We start from the raw sequence: 16,159 nt of genomic DNA on the forward strand, positions 1-16,159 counted from the left end.
GTCGTGCTATGTCGTTGACCATTCATGCGACTGCGATTGCGCTAAATGGCCAAGGCGTTGTGATTATTGGTCCTTCTGGAAGCGGTAAGTCGGCACTCGCGCTGCAACTGATGGCGTTTGGAGCGCAGTTGATTGCTGACGATCAGGTGGTTTTAGCCTCAGACGGCCCCGACCTTATCGCCGCTTGCCCTAGTCACATCACCGGATTGATCGAAGCCCGCCATGTCGGCATCCTAAACGCAGACCCTGCACCGCCAACGCGTGTTGTCATTGCGGTTGACCTAGGGCAAACGGAGCCTGACCGCGTACCAGAGCACAAAACTGTGACGTGGCTTAACCATAAGGTCCCCTTGCTTTGGGGCGAAAAAAATCCAAATTTTGCTGTAGCGTTGTTGCAGATGCTAAAAGTAGGCCGGAGCCTGAGATGACAAGCGATGCCCCTCTAAACCCGCCAGCGACCCCCGTTGTCATTGTGACCGGACCATCTGGTGCGGGCCGATCAACAGCTGTGAATGCGCTAGAGGATCTTGGGTTCGAGGTGATTGACAACCTGCCGTTGTCACTGCTGCCGCGTCTGCTGGATGGGCCGCAAGGCGGGCGTCCGTTGGCCTTGGGCGTCGATGTGCGCAACCGCGACTTTGCCCCGAATGTCCTGCGCGACATTATCGAAGACTTGCATGGCCGCGACGATGTGAACGGGCAGGTTCTGTATCTGGATGCGTCTGAGGACGTGCTGGTGCGACGATATTCCGAGACACGGCGCAGGCATCCATTGTCGCCAGACGGCACGCCGTTAACTGGCATTGACCACGAAATTAAGATGCTTAGCTCGATCAGGGCTCTTGCCGACATTCTGGTCGATACGACAGATCTGTCCCCGCACGACCTAAAGGCCGACATCGAACGTCACTTTGCTGTCGATGGCGGCCCGTTTCTGGGTGTGACTTTGCATTCCTTCTCTTACAAACGCGGCTTGCCGCGCGGTCTGGATATTGTGATGGATTGCCGGTTCCTGCGAAACCCGCATTGGGACCCCGCATTGCGCGCCAAAGACGGGCGTGATGCCCAAGTTTATCAGTACGTGGCGGCCGACGACAGATTCGGCGAATTCTTTACCAAGATGCAGGATTTGGTGATGATGTTGCTGCCCGCCTACAAGGATGAAGGCAAATCGCACCTTTCCATCGGGTTTGGGTGTACCGGCGGGCAACACCGGTCGGTTGCCGTTACGGAAAAGCTTGCTGCGGCTCTTGAAATGGCTGGCTGGCCTGTATCTATACGTCACAGAGAATTGGAACGACGCGAAGGCACGTCGGTAACTTTAGCATCAAGGCACACTGCGTGATTGGAATTGTCATCGTAGCCCATGGACGTCTGGCCGAAGAATATCGGGCTGCGATGGAACATGTTGTCGGCCCCCAAACTGGGGTCCGCACGATTGCGATCGAAGCAGAAGACGACCGTAGTGACAAGCAAACCGAAATCTGTGACGCGGCTGACGCCGTTGATGCAGGGGCAGGGGTTGTTGTGGTTGTCGATATGTTTGGCGGATCGCCGTCGAACCTGTCGATCAAAGCCTGCAATCCCGAGAACCGCCGCATCATGTATGGTGCAAATTTGCCGATGTTAATCAAGTTGGCGAAGTCGCGGCACCGTCCGGTCCCAGATGCGGTTGACGCCTCGCTGACTGCTGCCCACAAGTATATAAATAGTATGAGAGTTGGGGCCTCCTGATTATGCCGACCCAGACGATGGAAATTACAAATATTAAAGGCCTGCACGCGCGGGCCTCTGCAAAGTTCGCAGAAGTTTGCGAAGCACATGACGCGACTGCCACTGTCCGCAAGGACGGGATGGATGCAGGCGGCGATAGCATCATGGGCCTTTTAATGTTGGCAGCTTCTATCGGAACCTTTATTGAGGTTGAAACCAGCGGTCCGGACGCAGATGCCCTTTTGGTGGCACTTTCCGCGCTTGTTGTTGATAAGTTTGGCGAAGGCGACTAGTCCCGCCCGGGGCTTTTTGAAGGAACCCGCTTTGACGGAAACTACCCAGAAACTGGCGCAAGATACTGGTGCGGAACCGATAGTGAAGCCTCACTATGATCGCAGCGCGCTGAGCTATGCGGGGTCGTTTGATAGCCCTGGCCAACGTGCGTTTATTCGCACAATCGAATTGTTGACCGGCAAGATCAAAATTGGCCGTCTTGTGCGCAAATTTGAACGTCAAGGCACACCGCGCGGACAAGAAGTGTTCACGCGTGTCCTTTCTACGATGGGGATCGAGCTGCAAACGCCCGAAGAAGAACTCGCGCGTATCCCGAAAACGGGTCCGGTGATCTTAGTCGCGAACCACCCGCATGGGTTGGTAGATGGGATCGTGTTTGCGGAACTTGTTGGCCGTATTCGTCCTGACTACCGCATTCTGACGCGCTCTTTGCTGACAGGCTTGGACGAAGAAGCGACGAATTACCTGATCCCCGTGCCGTTCCCGCATCAACCTGATGCGCAGGAACAGATGGTCGAGATGCGTAAAAAAGCGATGAAGTTTCTGGCCGAAGACGGGCTGGTCGCGTTGTTCCCGTCTGGTGTCGTGGCATCGTCGGACACGATGTTTGGCCCCGCTGTTGAGGCCCCGTGGAATGCGTTTACCGCGAAAATGATCCGTAAATCGGGTGCGACCGTGGTGCCGATGCATTTCCTCGGCAGCAATTCCCGCGCTTACCAAATCGCAAACCAAGTATCAGCAACGCTACGCCAAGGCCTGTTGATCCACGAAATTGCGCGATCTGTGAACAAGCCGATGTCGCCGGTTGTCGGTCACCCGATCCCTAGCGCGGAAATCGACGCACGGATCGGCGATACCCGCAACTTTATGGCGTGGTTGCGCGAGCAGACACTGGCGCTAAGCCGTTAAGCTTAGCGTGTTGGTGTCGGGACTTCCGTGGTGTAATCGTAGAAGCCGCGCTTTGTTTTGCGACCCAACCAGCCCGCTTCGACGTATTTTGTCAGCAGTGGGCACGGGCGGTATTTTGTGTCGGCCAAGCCGTCGTGCAACACGTTCATAATCGCAAGACAGGTATCCAATCCGATGAAGTCGGCCAATTCAAGCGGCCCCATCGGATGGTTCGCGCCCAATTTTAATGACGTGTCGATGGATTTCACTGATCCGACGCCCTCGTACAGCGTGTAGATCGCTTCGTTGATCATCGGCATCAGGATGCGATTCACGATAAAGGCGGGAAAATCCTCGGACGCGGTGGATGTCTTGCCAAGGTGGGCCACAACGTCTTCGCAGGCTTTGAATGTCGGTTCGTCAGTGGCGATTCCGCGAATCAATTCGACCAACTGCATGACCGGAACGGGGTTCATAAAGTGGAAGCCCATGAATTTTTCTGGCCGATCAGTACGGGCAGCAAGTCGCGTAATCGAAATCGACGACGTATTTGACGTAAGAATCGTATCCGGTTTCAGGTGCGGAACGAGATCTTCAAAGATCGCGGATTTGATGGTTTCACGCTCTGTCGCAGCCTCGATGATCAGGTCGGTTTGACCAAGGTCGGTCAGCGTCGTCGTTGTGTTGATCAAACGCAGTGCTTCGTCCTTGGCATCAGCGCTGATCGCGTCGCGGCTAACCTGGCGATCCATATTCTTATCAATGCGTTGCACGGCGGCAGTCAGGGCATCTGCATTGATGTCGTTCATCAAAACTTCGTAGCCAGCAAGCGCAAAAACATGCGCAATACCATTGCCCATCTGACCTGCACCAATAATCCCTACGCGCTGAATTGTCATACTGTCGCCTCTTACATGATTATGCACACCTTATGCCGCAGTGGCGCGTCGCTTCAAGCGGGGTCAGTAGGTAAAAAGAAGATCAATTTAGTTCTTTAGCAATTTCCCAACGTTTTTCGGCGAATCTACACGTCTATCGAAGTAACGAAGTGTGGGAACAATGAAACATGACATCATCGAAGGCGGGGGCCTATCCTACGCGCCGTGTCGGTATGGGATGTCCCGGATATTCTTCCGGGGACCCAAACGCGATCTCGAAACGCCATACCTTGCCTTTCTCGGCGGGACAGAGACGTTTGGAAAGTTTATCGACCGCCCGTTTCCAGCGCTTGTTGAACGGGAAATGGGGCGAACTTGCGTGAATTTTGGCTGCGTGAATGGTGGGGTCGATGCGTTTGTGAACGACCCCACGATTATGGCCGCGTGTCACGACGCCGATGTGACGATTGTGCAGGTTATGGGCGCGAATTACCTGTCGAACAGGTTCTATTCCGTGCATCCGCGCCGCAATGACCGTTTTCTGCGAGCATCAACCGTCCTGCAGGCGATCTATGACGAGGTCGATTTTTCCGAATTTACCTTCATTCGCCACATGCTGGGCGCATTGTACGACAGATCACCAGATCGGTTTGATATCGTGGTGTCGGAATTGCGTGCAGCGTGGTCAGCGCGTATGCGGAATATGCTAGGCCAGATCGGCAAACGGTCTATTTTATTGTGGTTCTCGCGCGAGGAATTGACCGACGAGCCTTGGCAAAGCCGCGATAAACCACTGTCGGCAGACCCGTTGTTTATCACGAGATCCATGGTTGAAGGGTTAAGCGACCTTGTTTCTAGCACCGTGATCGCGCGCCCGTCCGACATCGCGTTGTCGCAAGGCACAACAGGGATGTATTTCCCATCACTTGAAGCAAAAGCCGCCGCAGATATGTTGAGCGTTAATTCTCACATCGAAGCCAGCGCAAAACTGATCCCGAAAATCAAAGAAAGCTTCGTGTCTTCAATGATTATTTGAAACAAAGCAATAAAAACGCAAAAGGCCCGCCTGATAGCGGGCCTTTCGAAATTGTTTACTGGCGACTTAGCCCAGTTTTTCAGTCAATTCAGGGACTGCTGTGAACAAATCCGCAACCAGACCGTAGTCTGCCACTTGGAAAATTGGTGCTTCTTCGTCTTTGTTGATCGCCACGATGATCTTGGAATCTTTCATCCCAGCAAGGTGCTGGATCGCGCCGGAAATACCAACTGCGACATAAAGATCAGGTGCAACAACTTTGCCCGTTTGACCAACCTGCCAATCGTTTGGGGCATAACCGGAATCAACCGCAGCGCGGGACGCACCCACAGCAGCGTTCAATTTGTCAGCCAAGGCTTCGATCAGTTTGAAGTCATCTTCAGATCCAACACCACGACCACCAGACACAACCACACCCGCAGACGTAAGTTCTGGACGATCAGATGCTGCAACTTTGTCCTCTACCCAATCGGACAAGCCGGGGTTCGCAGTCGCCGCAATTTTTTCAACAGGAGCAGAGCCACCATCGCCAGCCGCATCAAAGCCAGCAGTCCGGATCGTCATAACCTTTTTCGCGTCAGACGATTTAACAGTCTGAATCGCGTTGCCGGCATAGATCGGACGCTCGAATGTGTCGGCATCAACGACAGCCGTCACTTCGGAAATGATCATCGCATCCAGCAACGCTGCAACGCGCGGCAGGATGTTCTTAGATGCAGCCGTAGAAGGCGCAGCGATATGATCATAATCGCCAGCCAGCGACACAATCAAATCTGCAACTGGTTCCGCCAAATCGTGACCATATGCATCATCAGACACACACAACACCTTAGAAACGCCAGCCAATTTCGCGGCTTCGTCCGCAGCACCTTCGCAACCGGAAGACGCGCACAGAACAGTCACATCGCCAAGCGATGCAACAGCAGACAATGCTTTACCCGTTGCATCAGCGTTCAATACGCCGCCCGCAACTTCAGCAATCAGAAGTACAGCCATATTACACAGCCCCCGCTTCTTTAAGTTTCTCGATCAGTTCGTCGACAGACCCGACAATGATACCCGCTTTGCGTGTTTCTGGCTCAGTCGTGCCGACGACCGCCAAACGTGGGGTCACGTCGACGCCGTAATCCGCTGGTGTTTTCTCATCCAAAGGCTTTTTCTTGGCCTTCATGATGTTTGGCAACGACGCATAACGTGGCTCGTTCAAGCGCAGATCAACGGTCACAATCGTTGGCATCTTCACTTTGATGGTTTGCAATCCGCCATCAACTTCGCGGGTGACGGTGGCATGATCGCCGTCCACATCCACCTCGGACGCGAAAGTCGCTTGGGACCAGCCGAGCAGGGCAGACAACATCTGGCCTGTCGCATTCATGTCGTTATCAATCGCTTGTTTACCAGCGAGAACCAGACCTGGCTCTTCTTCTTTCACGACAGCGGCGAGCAATTTGGCAACAGCCAAAGGTTCGATATCTGTGTGAACATCGTCGGCAGCCACGATCAGGATCGCGCGATCAGCACCCATCGCAAGTGCTGTGCGCAGCGTTTCTTGAGACTGTTTTACGCCGATCGAAACGGCCACGACTTCAGTCGCTTTACCAGCTTCGCGCAGGCGGATCGCTTCTTCGACGGCAATTTCGTCGAACGGGTTCATGGACATTTTGACGTTGGCGAGATCGACACCGGAACCGTCCGCTTTGACACGAACCTTCACGTTATAATCAATCACGCGTTTGACTGGTACAAGGACCTTCATCGGCGGTTTTCTCCCTTTAGAATCAAGCGCAATAAAATTGCTCTATGGGGTGTTACCGCGAAGAACGCGGTGAAAACAGTGTAAAATCGACGCGGTAGGGTGCTGTGACGCCATGTCTCAAACTCTTGTTCAGCTTTGCCAACGCCTTAGCGGTTCGCGCCCGGCACCCAGAGCACGTCGTCTGCGCCGTTATTGTTGGCGATGCGGCTGGCTTGAAAGAACCAATCTGACAGGCGATTCAAGTATTTCACGGCTGCTGGATTGACGGTTTCGAGACCGGATAGTTCGACAGTCAGGCGTTCTGCGCGGCGTGAAACGGTACGGCAAAGGTGCAGATGCGCGGCAAGGGGCGAACCGCCCGGCAAGATAAAGCTTTTGAGCGGTTGCACAGCTTTGGTCATCGCGTCGATTTGCGTTTCAAGCCGTTCGACTTGTGCGTCCGTGATCCGCAGTGGCGCGTATTCAGCGTCGGCGTCTTTTTCCATGTCGGGACGGCACAGGTCCGCGCCGAGATCGAACAGGTCGTTCTGGATCATCGCCAATTGGCCGTCGATGTCGCCCGTCGCGTGCAAGCGGGCCATGCCGACGGTCGCATTCGTCTCGTCCACCGTGCCGTAGGAATTCACGCGCACGGAATGTTTCGCGACGCGGTCGCCATTGCCAAGTGCCGTTTCACCCGCGTCGCCGGTGCGTGTGTAAATTTTGTTCAACGTCACCATGGTGTTACCCTCCCTGACGGCGCAAGAATACATAAAGCAAGATCAGTAGGACGGCCACAAACTGTGCCCCGATCCGGTAGCGCATGATCTTGTTGGCGTATTTGCGGTTGAATTCGCCGCCCTTGCCAAAGGTGCCAACGCCGACCAAGAGGATCGCAAGCACGATCAAAACGGCAATCACAACAAGTATAAATAGCGGATCGTTCAGCATGGTATGTCCTTTGTTTCTCACATCAGGACTTAGCAGGGCGAGCGCAGAAAGAAAGAGGCCCGATTGCCGCGTCAGCCCTTTTGGATGATCCAGTCTAGGGCGCGTGTCGGCAAAATGCGTCGCAATGCGCCCATCATATGCGTCGGCAAGGTCACGTAGTACCGTGCCTTTGGTCGTTTGCTTTCCAATGCGCGGATGATTTTTTTGGTCGTCGCAGAGGCGGGCAGTTCGAATTTATCTGGGCCGCGATCTTTGTACAGCCGCTGACGCAACTCGCCGTATTGTTCGCTGCGGGCGGAGTTTTCGTGATCGACCCATTGTTCGAAATGCGGGATCGAATTGACCCGAATTTTCGAGGTGATCGGGCCGGGTTCCAGCAGAATGATCTTAATCGGCGTGTCGGCCATTTCGAGGCGCAGAACATCCGTCAGCCCTTCAATCGCGAATTTTGTGGACACATACGCGCCGCGCCATTTCATCGCGACAAGGCCTAGCACTGACGAACAGTTGATAATCCGGCCATGCCCTTGGTTTCGCATCACCGGAATCACGCTTTGGGTCAATTCGTGAACACCAAAGACGTTCGTCTCGAATATCTCGCGCAAGGCGCCGCGCGGCAGGTCTTCGACAGCGCCGGGGCAGGCGAAAGCACCGTTGTTATATAGCGCATCCAACGTGCCGCCCGTCGCCTCTAGTACTTCGGCCAGTCCGTTGTAGATCGTGTCTGTGTCGGCGTAATCGATCAGCGGGGATTCGAACCCTTCTTCGATTAAACGTGCGCAATCATGGGCTTGGCGGCAGGACGCAAAGACGCGCCAGCCTTTTGCCCGCAAACCATGCGCTGCGTCGTAGCCAATGCCGCTAGAGCAGCCAGTTATTAGGATGGATTTTTGTGTCATAATGCCTTGTGCGGCTAAGCTGGGTGTTGCGCAAGTCCGGTTGGATCAGCCGTCGGTCAAAAGCCGCTCGGCCATCCAGCCGATTTGTCCAGTGGTCACGACTTCGACGCGGGCCCAACCTTCTGCGTTGATTTCCAACACTTGGGTTTGCGTGCCACGATCAAGCGTGTTGACGACATCAAACGACGTGCTTGGTCCTTGGCGCATGTTCACGCGGGCACCTGCAACAGCGCGAATGTCCAGCACAGCAGGGGGCGCGACGGGAATGGTCGTGGCGGGCGTTGTGCTGAGCGAAACAGGTGTCACAGTCGGGTTCAACGCGATCAAAGATGCGGCGTTGCTACGTGACACGGCCACATCCCTCGTTAATTCAACAGGCTGCACGCCCGCGGCATCCGCGACGCCAACACGGCTTTCGGGCACGAAATCAGCCCCGCCAGAAAATTCATAAAACGCAAAGCCAAGTGCAAAAAATGAAACGATAATAAATTTACCCACAATGTCCCCCAGACGAATCGATAAGCGGTATTTCGCTGGTATAACACACAAGGGCGTGAATAGTTTCATGGGGAAAACTTTTAACCTCGCGTCGTAACCCCGCTTTACGGCAAATCGGTTGGCGGCTAAACGGATCGCATGAGCAATGACACATCCGACACCGATCCAATCCCGCAATCGTCCGACGTGACAGAACCGCTGCGCCGTGCGCTAGGCGAACGGTATCTGACTTATGCGCTGTCGACGATCATGAACAGGGCGCTGCCCGATGCCCGTGACGGTTTGAAACCGGTGCACCGTCGGATCTTGTTTGCGATGCGCGAACTCAAACTGAACTCGACGGGGGGCTTCCGTAAGTCCGCCAAGATTTCAGGCGACGTGATGGGGAACTATCACCCGCATGGTGACGCCGCGATCTACGATGCGATGGCGCGTTTGGCCCAAGACTTTAACGTCCGGTATCCGCTGGTTGATGGCCAAGGGAACTTTGGTAACATCGACGGGGATAACCCCGCTGCCGCGCGATATACCGAAGCACGGATGACCGCCGCCGCCGAAGCGCTGATGGAAGGCTTGACTGAAAACGCAGTCGATTACCGTCCGAACTATGACGGCACGCTCGAAGAACCTGTTGTTTTTCCAGCCGCGTTCCCGAATTTGCTCGCCAACGGGTCCTCTGGGATTGCTGTTGGTATGGCCACGAATATCCCGCCGCATAACCTGCACGAATTGATCGACGCTTGTTTGCATCTGATCAAAACGCCTGACGCGCGTGACGAAACTTTGCTCAACTACATCCCCGGACCGGATTTTCCGACAGGTGGCGTGATCGTCGAGCCAAAGGAAAACATCGCCGAAGCATACCGGACGGGACGTGGGTCATTCCGCCTGCGCTCGAAATGGGAGATCGAAGATCTGGGTCGCGGCCAGTGGCAGATTGTTGTCACTGAAATCCCGTATCAGGTGCAGAAATCCAAGCTGATCGAAAAGTTGGCCGAGATTATTCAGATCAAAAAGGTGCCGTTGCTGGCTGATGTACGCGACGAATCTGCTGAAGACATCCGCGTTGTGCTAGAGCCACGCGCGAAAACCGTCGACCCAGAGGTCTTGATGGGCATGTTGTTCCGCAATTCGGACCTCGAGACGCGCTTTAGCTTGAACATGAACGTGTTGATCGACGGGCTCGTGCCCAAGGTCTGTTCGATCAAAGAGGTGCTGCGCGCCTTCCTTGATCACCGCCAGCAGGTTTTGATCCGCCGCACACAGCACCGCGTTGAAAAGATCGACCACCGTCTTGAGGTGCTCGATGGTTTCATTATTGCGTTCCTGCATCTGGACCGCGTGATTGATATTATTCGCTACGACGACACGCCAAAACCTGCGCTGACCACCGAAGACTGGGCACTGGATCATGTCCGCGCCACGTCTGACAAAGACTACGTATCGCCAATTGGTGTCATCACCGACGCCGAAATCGCGCTGACCGAAGTCCAAGCCGAAGCGATTCTGAACATGCGCTTGCGGTCCTTGCGCCGCCTCGAAGAGCTTGAATTGATCGCTGAACGTGACGCCCTGCGGGCCGAACGTGCTGGCTTGATCGAAATACTTGGCTCTGTTGAATTGCAGTGGGACAAGATCGCAGAGCAGTTGCGCGAGACCCGCAAACAGTTCGGTCGCAGCAGTCCTGGCGGTGCGCGTCGCACGCAGTTCGCCGAAGCTGGCGAAATCGTCGAAGTGCCGTTTGAAGCGATGATCGAAAAAGAACCGATCACTGTTGTTTGTTCCAAAATGGGCTGGGTGCGGGCCATGACAGGCCACATCGACCTGACCCGCGAATTGAAATTCAAAGACGGTGACGAAGCCCGATTTGTGTTCCACGCAGAAACCACAGACCGTCTGTTGGTCTTTGGCGCGAACGGGCGGTTCTACACTGTCACTGCTGCCAATCTGCCGGGTGGCCGCGGCATGGGCGAACCGCTGCGCCTGATGATCGACCTGCCAAACGACGTCGAAATTCTGGACATCATTATCCACAAACCGGGGATGCGTCTGCTTGTGGCATCAACCGAAGGTAACGGATTTATCGTGCCGGAAGACGACGTGCTGGCACAAACACGGACTGGTAAACAGGTGCTGAATGTCGGCTCTGCACGTGCCTTGGTTTGCAAGCGCGTGAACGGCGATAGCATGGCTGTTGTTGGTGAAAACCGTAAGGTGCTTGTGTTCTCTCTTGATGAATTGCCCGAAATGGCGCGCGGTAAAGGTGTTCGCTTGCAGCGTTACAAAGACGGTGGTTTATCGGATGCGATCACGTTCCAGCTTGCGGACGGGTTGTCGTGGCTTGATCCAGCAGGGCGGACGCGCACGCAAACCGACTTGGATGAATGGATCGGTAAACGCGCCTCTGCGGGCCGCATGGCCCCACGTGGTTTCCCGCGCGACAACAAATTCACCTGATCCGGCATCTGTCACAAAACTGCATCGCAACCGTCACATAACTGAGATTTATCGCCCCTAAGGTGCCCCCATATTGAGCCACCAATCTGGGGAGCCACGGTGATGAGCGATGACAATACTTACGATCTTTCTTGGGACGAATGGGACGAACTACAGCGCCCAGCCGCAGCGACAACTGACTTTGACGCTGTCGTTGAAACCGCAATTTCGCGTCGCGGATTTCTTAGCGGCATCGTAGCTTTCGGGTCCGGTGCGGCCGTGATGGGCGCGGGCACATTGCTGTCCAGCACATCCGTCGAAGCGCAGGCTGCTGGCCGCTTTGGGTTCGACCCGATTGCGATCCAGACTGACAACACAATCCACGTGCCAACAGGCTATTCATGGTCGCCCGTTGCGAAATGGGGCGAGCCGCTGTTTTCCGACGCCGAAGACCTGAGCCAGGATTTTGGTGTGGGCGTGGCCAGCTCTGACCGCGTGTTTGGTGAAAACACCGACGGGATGGAAACATTCGTTGTTGATGGTCGCCAAGTGATCGCCGTGAACCATGAATATGTGAACACGAAAATCAACCTGCCACAAAACGCCGATGGCGCTGTGCTAAGCGCGGACGACGTGCTGACACTGCAAAACATGCAGGGCGTGACCGTGATGGAAGTCGCGGAAAGCGCAGATGGTTGGGGTATTGTCGTGGATAGCGATTTGAACCGCCGTATCACGCAGTTGACACCAATGGCGATTTCCGGTCCTGCGGCTGGTCACGACTTGATGAAAACGGACGCTGATCCTGATGGCATGACCATCTTGGGGACGATGAATAACTGTGGTGCTGGCAAGACGCCTTGGGGCACGTATCTGACCTGTGAAGAGAACTTTAACGGGTATTTCGGCTCCACCGATGCTGATTTCGTAGCGCCAGACGGCTACGCGCGTTATGGCATCGGCGCTGAAGGCCGCTATGCCTACGAAAAGTTCGACGCCCGTTTCGACACATCCAAGAACCCGAACGAGCCGAACCGTTTCGGCTATGTCGTGGAAATCGACCCAAGCGACCCAACTGCGATGCCTGTGAAGCACACCGCCTTGGGCCGGTTTAAACACGAAAACGCAGCCGTGGTTATCGCACCTGATGGCCGTGTTGTTGTCTATCTGGGTGACGATGAGCGGGGCGAATTCCTGTACAAATACGTGTCCACCGGCGTCTACACACCGGGCGGCCCAACAGACACATTGCTCAGCGACGGGCAACTTTACGCAGCCAAGTTCGACACAAACATGACTGGCGAATGGCTCGCGTTGACGCCAGAAGCCACAGGCATGGACGCTGCTGAAATCGCGATCTTCACACGGACGGCTGCGTCGGCGGTTGGTGCCACGACGATGGATCGTCCTGAATGGGTGGCCGTGAACCCCGTTGCGGTCGAAGCTTACTGCGCCTTGACCAACAACTCGCGCCGCGGTCCTGATTTCACCAACGCGGGCGGTGATCCTGCCGTTGCAATCGAAGGGTCGCCAAACCCACGCGATGCCAACAACTATGGTCAAATCGTGCGTTGGCGTCCGGAAAACGACGATCACGCTGCGATTGATTTCACATGGGATCTCTATGTGATGGCAGGCAACCCGACTGTGCATGACGATCTGAACGCAGGCTCTGACAACATCAACGAAGGCAACTTGTTCAACTCGCCTGACGGGATGATGTTCGACAGCACGGGCATGTTGTGGATCCAAACCGATGGGGACGACAGCAACGAAGAAGGCTACGCTGGCATGGGCAACAACCAGATGCTTGCGGGTGATCCTGCAACGGGTCAGATCGAACGCTTTATGACAGGGCCAAACGGGTCCGAAGTCACGGGCCTCGCGTGGTCAGCAGACAAACGCACTATGTTCGTCGGTATCCAGCACCCATCAGCACCGTTCCCGGATGGTGACGGTATGCTGGCGCGATCTTCCATCGTGGCAATCAAGCGGGACGATAATGCGCTTGTAGGTTAACGAGTGCATGGGCGGGCCAAGCGCGGCCCGCCCACTTTCCTACCGATGCTGGTCTATCAGGATCGGGTTATCATCAGGGTCCAGCAGCATAATATGCGCAGGGCCAGTGGTGGCAGGATCGCAGGTCGCTTCCAGCTTGAAGCCCGCGTCTTGCAGGCGTTTTTGTATATCGCGCACATCCTCAAAGCCATCGGTCGGCTGCGCGTTATGATCCCAACCCGGATTAAACGTGAGCGTGTTCGCGGGGATATGCCCCTGAAAAAGCCCCAGCAGCGTGTCCCCATCCTTGAGAATCGCGTAGTTATGTTCGCTATTATCGTGGAATGTCTCGAATCCCAGCGTTTTGTAGAACGCAATAGAGGCGGCAAGGTCTTTGACGTTCAGGCTGGTTGAAAATGCACCAAGCGACATGATGGTCCTCCTGTGACGAATGTCGTGGGATCATAGCTTATGCGGGTTGAAATACAAAATCAGGCCTGCGCGACGCCCTGAAATTCCGCCGAAATCACCCGCCTTCAAAAACTTTTTTGACCATCGCCTGAAGTGACGCAACCTGACGCTTGATTTCCGGTGCGATTCCCAATAAATCGCGGGCAAAGTTGAACCGGGCCGGTTGGCCCCCGCATCAAAGGGCTTTGGCATATGGCTAAGGAAAAGTTTGAACGTAATAAACCGCACGTCAACATCGGCACAATCGGCCACGTTGACCACGGTAAAACGACACTGACAGCGGCGATCACAAAGTACTTTGGTGATTTCCAAGCGTATGACTCGATCGACGGCGCGCCAGAAGAAAAAGCACGTGGTATCACGATCTCTACTGCGCACGTTGAGTACGAGACTGAAACACGTCACTACGCGCACGTTGACTGCCCAGGTCACGCTGACTACGTCAAAAACATGATCACTGGTGCTGCCCAAATGGACGGCGCGATCTTGGTTGTGAACGCAGCAGACGGCCCAATGCCTCAGACACGCGAGCACATCCTGCTCGGCCGTCAGGTTGGCATCCCGTACATGGTTGTTTACATGAACAAAGTTGACCAAGTAGACGACGATGAGTTGCTCGAACTGGTTGAAATGGAAATCCGTGAGTTGCTGTCTTCTTACGAATATCCTGGCGACGACATCCCAGTCATCCCTGGTTCTGCTCTGGCAGCCATGGAAGGCCGCGATGACAACATCGGTGCTGACTCAATCAAAGCGCTGATGGCTGCTGTTGACGAGTACATCCCAACACCTGCACGTGCAGTTGACATGCCGTTCCTGCTGCCAGTTGAGGACGTGTTCTCGATCTCTGGTCGTGGTACAGTTGTAACTGGCCGTATCGAGCGCGGTGTTGTGAACGTGGGTGACGAATTGTCCATCGTGGGCATCAAAGACACACAGAAAACAACATGTACTGGCGTTGAAATGTTCCGCAAACTGCTTGATCGCGGTGAAGCAGGCGACAACGTAGGCGTTCTGTTGCGCGGCATCGACCGTGAAGCTGTTGAGCGTGGTCAGGTTCTGTGTAAGCCAGGTTCCGTGAACCCACACACAAAGTTCGAAGCAGAAGCCTATATTCTGACAAAAGAAGAAGGCGGTCGTCACACACCATTCTTCGCGAACTACCGTCCACAGTTCTACTTCCGTACAACTGACGTGACAGGCACTGTTGTCCTTCCAGAAGGCACAGAAATGGTCATGCCGGGCGACAACTTGAAGTTCAACGTTGAACTGATCGCACCAATCGCCATGGAAGACGGCCTCCGCTTCGCGATCCGCGAAGGCGGCCGTACTGTTGGCGCTGGTGTCGTTTCAAAGATTGTTGAGTAACAATCATTGAAACAGCGGGTGGCAGGGACTTTCCTCTTGGGGAAAGTGCCCGAGAACCCGCCTCGTTAAAGTTTATCGAAAAGGCCGCCCCAGAAATGGAGCGGCCTTTTTGTTTGCCCACGACCATGACACCATGGGGCATCCGTAAACTTTACTGTGAGACGACGATGACAAAGACCCTACCTGCAGTGTTCTTAATTCTTCTAACCGCTGCCTGCACAGGCTCAGGCAATCCCGACCGGCTGACCTCGGACCGGAATGGCAATGTCGTGACCGGTGTTGTGGGCGCGAATTGGGCCGATAACGAGCTTGATGTGACCTGTAACCCTGGCGAGACGCTCACCAACGTATCTGTCCAGCGCGATGCGTCCGGTACGGGGCCATTTTCCGGCATTTGCGCCGCTGCGTTGTAAGCCAAGCCCCCTTACACAAAAAAGCCGCACCTCGATTGAGGTACGGCTTATCGCATGGGAGTGCGAGGGGTCGTCGGGTGGTGTTATGCCGCTTCGGCATTCACGCCATTGGTAGCGATCTCGGTCATTGTCCGGTCGCCGTTGTAGGTGTGGTCAAGGCAGTCCTGCAGGATCGCAGCATCACCGTCTTCACCGATCCGGTTGGCAAACGCGACAAGGCAGCCGTAACCAGCCAGCGCATAGTGCACCATCCGCTGATATTGCGTGATGATCATCGCGTCGCGTGTGGCGGCATTGCCGAATTCTGAGTCGAGCGCATGGGCCTTCGCTTCTTTCACGAGACCTTCCATGCCTTTGCAGTGCTCACCATTTGGCTTCAAATCGTGCTTGTTGCAAAGCTCTGCAATCTTTTCGATTCCGTCGCTGACACCGTTAGCACCCGCGATCAGCGCTTCTGACAATGCTTTGTCGTCGGCGGCGCGGCCCAATTCAACGATGACATCCAAGGATTGCTTGTTCGCGCTCCAGATATCTTGCAGTTGATCGTGGTAGACGTCGTGCAGGGAATTAAGTGACATGAT

The 16,159-nt window shown here is 55.0% G+C and carries 19 protein-coding genes; 10 read left to right on the plus strand and 9 right to left on the minus strand.

The window, feature by feature from the left end; all coding sequences use genetic code 11:
- Positions 1-8 precede the first annotated feature (8 nt).
- From FHS72_RS01430 to FHS72_RS01450, 5 genes are read left to right on the plus strand one after another with little or no spacing between them, the layout of a single operon-like run.
- Entirely contained in the window at positions 9-428 is a 420-nt protein-coding gene (locus FHS72_RS01430) for an HPr kinase/phosphorylase (protein WP_183524444.1), read from the plus strand.
- Positions 425-1,345 (plus strand): RNase adapter RapZ, encoded by a 921-nt coding sequence (rapZ, locus tag FHS72_RS01435; RefSeq protein WP_183524448.1) that lies wholly within the window; start codon positions 425-427, stop codon positions 1,343-1,345. Before FHS72_RS01430 ends, rapZ begins: the two co-directional genes overlap by 4 nt.
- The gene (locus FHS72_RS01440; RefSeq protein WP_183524451.1) at positions 1,342-1,734 is read left to right on the plus strand and encodes a PTS sugar transporter subunit IIA domain-containing protein; all 393 of its coding nucleotides are present in this window, start codon (positions 1,342-1,344) and stop codon (positions 1,732-1,734) included. The genes rapZ and FHS72_RS01440 overlap by 4 nt, the downstream gene beginning before the upstream one ends.
- A 2-nt stretch (positions 1,735-1,736) precedes the next feature.
- Entirely contained in the window at positions 1,737-2,006 is a 270-nt protein-coding gene (locus FHS72_RS01445) for an HPr family phosphocarrier protein (RefSeq protein ID WP_183524454.1), read from the plus strand.
- Between the two features lie 31 nt (positions 2,007-2,037).
- Positions 2,038-2,916 (plus strand): lysophospholipid acyltransferase family protein, encoded by an 879-nt coding sequence (locus FHS72_RS01450; protein WP_183524457.1) that lies wholly within the window; start codon positions 2,038-2,040, stop codon positions 2,914-2,916.
- Positions 2,917-2,918: 2 nt separating this feature from the next.
- Here FHS72_RS01450 and FHS72_RS01455 read toward each other — a convergent pair whose 3' ends face one another.
- Positions 2,919-3,794 carry a 3-hydroxybutyryl-CoA dehydrogenase gene (locus tag FHS72_RS01455; RefSeq protein ID WP_183524460.1) on the minus strand — a complete coding sequence of 292 codons (876 nt, stop codon included), beginning with the start codon at positions 3,792-3,794 and terminating at the stop codon, positions 2,919-2,921.
- Between the two features lie 160 nt (positions 3,795-3,954).
- On the opposite strand from FHS72_RS01455, the gene FHS72_RS01460 reads away from it, so the two are divergent.
- Complete coding sequence (locus tag FHS72_RS01460) at positions 3,955-4,809, plus strand: DUF6473 family protein (protein ID WP_183524463.1); 855 nt, start codon at positions 3,955-3,957, stop codon at positions 4,807-4,809.
- 66 nt (positions 4,810-4,875) lie between these two features.
- Here FHS72_RS01460 and FHS72_RS01465 read toward each other — a convergent pair whose 3' ends face one another.
- The 6 genes from FHS72_RS01465 to FHS72_RS18595 form a co-directional block, all read right to left on the minus strand.
- Positions 4,876-5,805, minus strand: a complete 930-nt coding sequence (locus FHS72_RS01465; RefSeq protein ID WP_183524465.1) for an electron transfer flavoprotein subunit alpha/FixB family protein — start codon at positions 5,803-5,805, stop codon at positions 4,876-4,878.
- A gap of 1 nt (position 5,806) precedes the next feature.
- On the minus strand, positions 5,807-6,565 hold the full coding sequence (locus tag FHS72_RS01470) for an electron transfer flavoprotein subunit beta/FixA family protein (RefSeq protein ID WP_183524468.1): 759 nt from the start codon (positions 6,563-6,565) through the stop codon (positions 5,807-5,809).
- Between the two features lie 146 nt (positions 6,566-6,711).
- Positions 6,712-7,284, minus strand: coding sequence for a cob(I)yrinic acid a,c-diamide adenosyltransferase (locus FHS72_RS01475; protein ID WP_183524471.1), 573 nt, complete (start codon positions 7,282-7,284; stop codon positions 6,712-6,714).
- A gap of 4 nt (positions 7,285-7,288) precedes the next feature.
- The gene (locus tag FHS72_RS01480; protein WP_183524474.1) at positions 7,289-7,495 is read right to left on the minus strand and encodes a twin transmembrane helix small protein; all 207 of its coding nucleotides are present in this window, start codon (positions 7,493-7,495) and stop codon (positions 7,289-7,291) included.
- Positions 7,496-7,566: 71 nt separating this feature from the next.
- Positions 7,567-8,394 (minus strand): SDR family NAD(P)-dependent oxidoreductase, encoded by an 828-nt coding sequence (locus FHS72_RS01485; protein ID WP_183524477.1) that lies wholly within the window; start codon positions 8,392-8,394, stop codon positions 7,567-7,569.
- A gap of 45 nt (positions 8,395-8,439) precedes the next feature.
- Entirely contained in the window at positions 8,440-8,892 is a 453-nt protein-coding gene (locus FHS72_RS18595; RefSeq protein ID WP_183524480.1) for an SH3 domain-containing protein, read from the minus strand.
- 138 nt (positions 8,893-9,030) lie between these two features.
- On the opposite strand from FHS72_RS18595, the gene FHS72_RS01495 reads away from it, so the two are divergent.
- Together FHS72_RS01495 and FHS72_RS01500 are read left to right on the plus strand one after the other, a co-directional pair.
- Positions 9,031-11,349, plus strand: a complete 2,319-nt coding sequence (locus FHS72_RS01495) for a DNA topoisomerase IV subunit A (RefSeq protein WP_183524483.1) — start codon at positions 9,031-9,033, stop codon at positions 11,347-11,349.
- 102 nt (positions 11,350-11,451) lie between these two features.
- Positions 11,452-13,347, plus strand: a complete 1,896-nt coding sequence (locus FHS72_RS01500; RefSeq protein WP_183524486.1) for a PhoX family protein — start codon at positions 11,452-11,454, stop codon at positions 13,345-13,347.
- A 39-nt stretch (positions 13,348-13,386) separates the two neighbouring features.
- Here the strand turns inward: FHS72_RS01500 and FHS72_RS01505 are convergent, their stop codons facing one another.
- Positions 13,387-13,758 carry a VOC family protein gene (locus FHS72_RS01505; RefSeq protein ID WP_183524489.1) on the minus strand — a complete coding sequence of 124 codons (372 nt, stop codon included), beginning with the start codon at positions 13,756-13,758 and terminating at the stop codon, positions 13,387-13,389.
- Positions 13,759-13,989: 231 nt separating this feature from the next.
- Here FHS72_RS01505 and tuf point away from each other — a divergent pair, with 231 nt between their 5' ends.
- The gene (gene tuf, locus FHS72_RS01510; protein ID WP_183524492.1) at positions 13,990-15,165 is read left to right on the plus strand and encodes an elongation factor Tu; all 1,176 of its coding nucleotides are present in this window, start codon (positions 13,990-13,992) and stop codon (positions 15,163-15,165) included.
- 167 nt (positions 15,166-15,332) lie between these two features.
- Complete coding sequence (locus FHS72_RS01515) at positions 15,333-15,578, plus strand: hypothetical protein (protein WP_183524495.1); 246 nt, start codon at positions 15,333-15,335, stop codon at positions 15,576-15,578.
- Between the two features lie 83 nt (positions 15,579-15,661).
- On the opposite strand, the gene FHS72_RS01520 is transcribed toward FHS72_RS01515, so the two are convergent.
- Positions 15,662-16,156 carry a ferritin-like domain-containing protein gene (locus FHS72_RS01520; protein ID WP_183524498.1) on the minus strand — a complete coding sequence of 165 codons (495 nt, stop codon included), beginning with the start codon at positions 16,154-16,156 and terminating at the stop codon, positions 15,662-15,664.
- Positions 16,157-16,159: the final 3 nt, after the last annotated feature.

The organism is Yoonia ponticola (assembly GCF_014199395.1).
Classification (GTDB): domain Bacteria; phylum Pseudomonadota; class Alphaproteobacteria; order Rhodobacterales; family Rhodobacteraceae; genus Yoonia; species Yoonia ponticola.

Excerpts from the sequence above, each read along its gene's own strand:
- FHS72_RS01430 (WP_183524444.1), top strand. The coding sequence starts at position 9 with ATGTCGTTGACCATTCATGCGACTGCGATTGCGCTAAATGGCCAAGGC.
- rapZ (WP_183524448.1), top strand. The coding sequence starts at position 425 with ATGACAAGCGATGCCCCTCTAAACCCGCCAGCGACCCCCGTTGTCATT.
- FHS72_RS01445 (WP_183524454.1), top strand. The coding sequence starts at position 1,737 with ATGCCGACCCAGACGATGGAAATTACAAATATTAAAGGCCTGCACGCG.
- FHS72_RS01455 (WP_183524460.1), bottom strand. The coding sequence starts at position 3,794 with ATGACAATTCAGCGCGTAGGGATTATTGGTGCAGGTCAGATGGGCAAT.
- FHS72_RS01460 (WP_183524463.1), top strand. The coding sequence starts at position 3,955 with ATGAAACATGACATCATCGAAGGCGGGGGCCTATCCTACGCGCCGTGT.
- FHS72_RS01465 (WP_183524465.1), bottom strand. The coding sequence starts at position 5,805 with ATGGCTGTACTTCTGATTGCTGAAGTTGCGGGCGGCGTATTGAACGCT.
- FHS72_RS01470 (WP_183524468.1), bottom strand. The coding sequence starts at position 6,565 with ATGAAGGTCCTTGTACCAGTCAAACGCGTGATTGATTATAACGTGAAG.
- FHS72_RS01475 (WP_183524471.1), bottom strand. The coding sequence starts at position 7,284 with ATGGTGACGTTGAACAAAATTTACACACGCACCGGCGACGCGGGTGAA.
- FHS72_RS01480 (WP_183524474.1), bottom strand. The coding sequence starts at position 7,495 with ATGCTGAACGATCCGCTATTTATACTTGTTGTGATTGCCGTTTTGATC.
- FHS72_RS01485 (WP_183524477.1), bottom strand. The coding sequence starts at position 8,394 with ATGACACAAAAATCCATCCTAATAACTGGCTGCTCTAGCGGCATTGGC.
- FHS72_RS01495 (WP_183524483.1), top strand. The coding sequence starts at position 9,031 with ATGAGCAATGACACATCCGACACCGATCCAATCCCGCAATCGTCCGAC.
- FHS72_RS01500 (WP_183524486.1), top strand. The coding sequence starts at position 11,452 with ATGAGCGATGACAATACTTACGATCTTTCTTGGGACGAATGGGACGAA.
- FHS72_RS01505 (WP_183524489.1), bottom strand. The coding sequence starts at position 13,758 with ATGTCGCTTGGTGCATTTTCAACCAGCCTGAACGTCAAAGACCTTGCC.
- tuf (WP_183524492.1), top strand. The coding sequence starts at position 13,990 with ATGGCTAAGGAAAAGTTTGAACGTAATAAACCGCACGTCAACATCGGC.
- FHS72_RS01515 (WP_183524495.1), top strand. The coding sequence starts at position 15,333 with ATGACAAAGACCCTACCTGCAGTGTTCTTAATTCTTCTAACCGCTGCC.
- FHS72_RS01520 (WP_183524498.1), bottom strand. The coding sequence starts at position 16,156 with ATGTCACTTAATTCCCTGCACGACGTCTACCACGATCAACTGCAAGAT.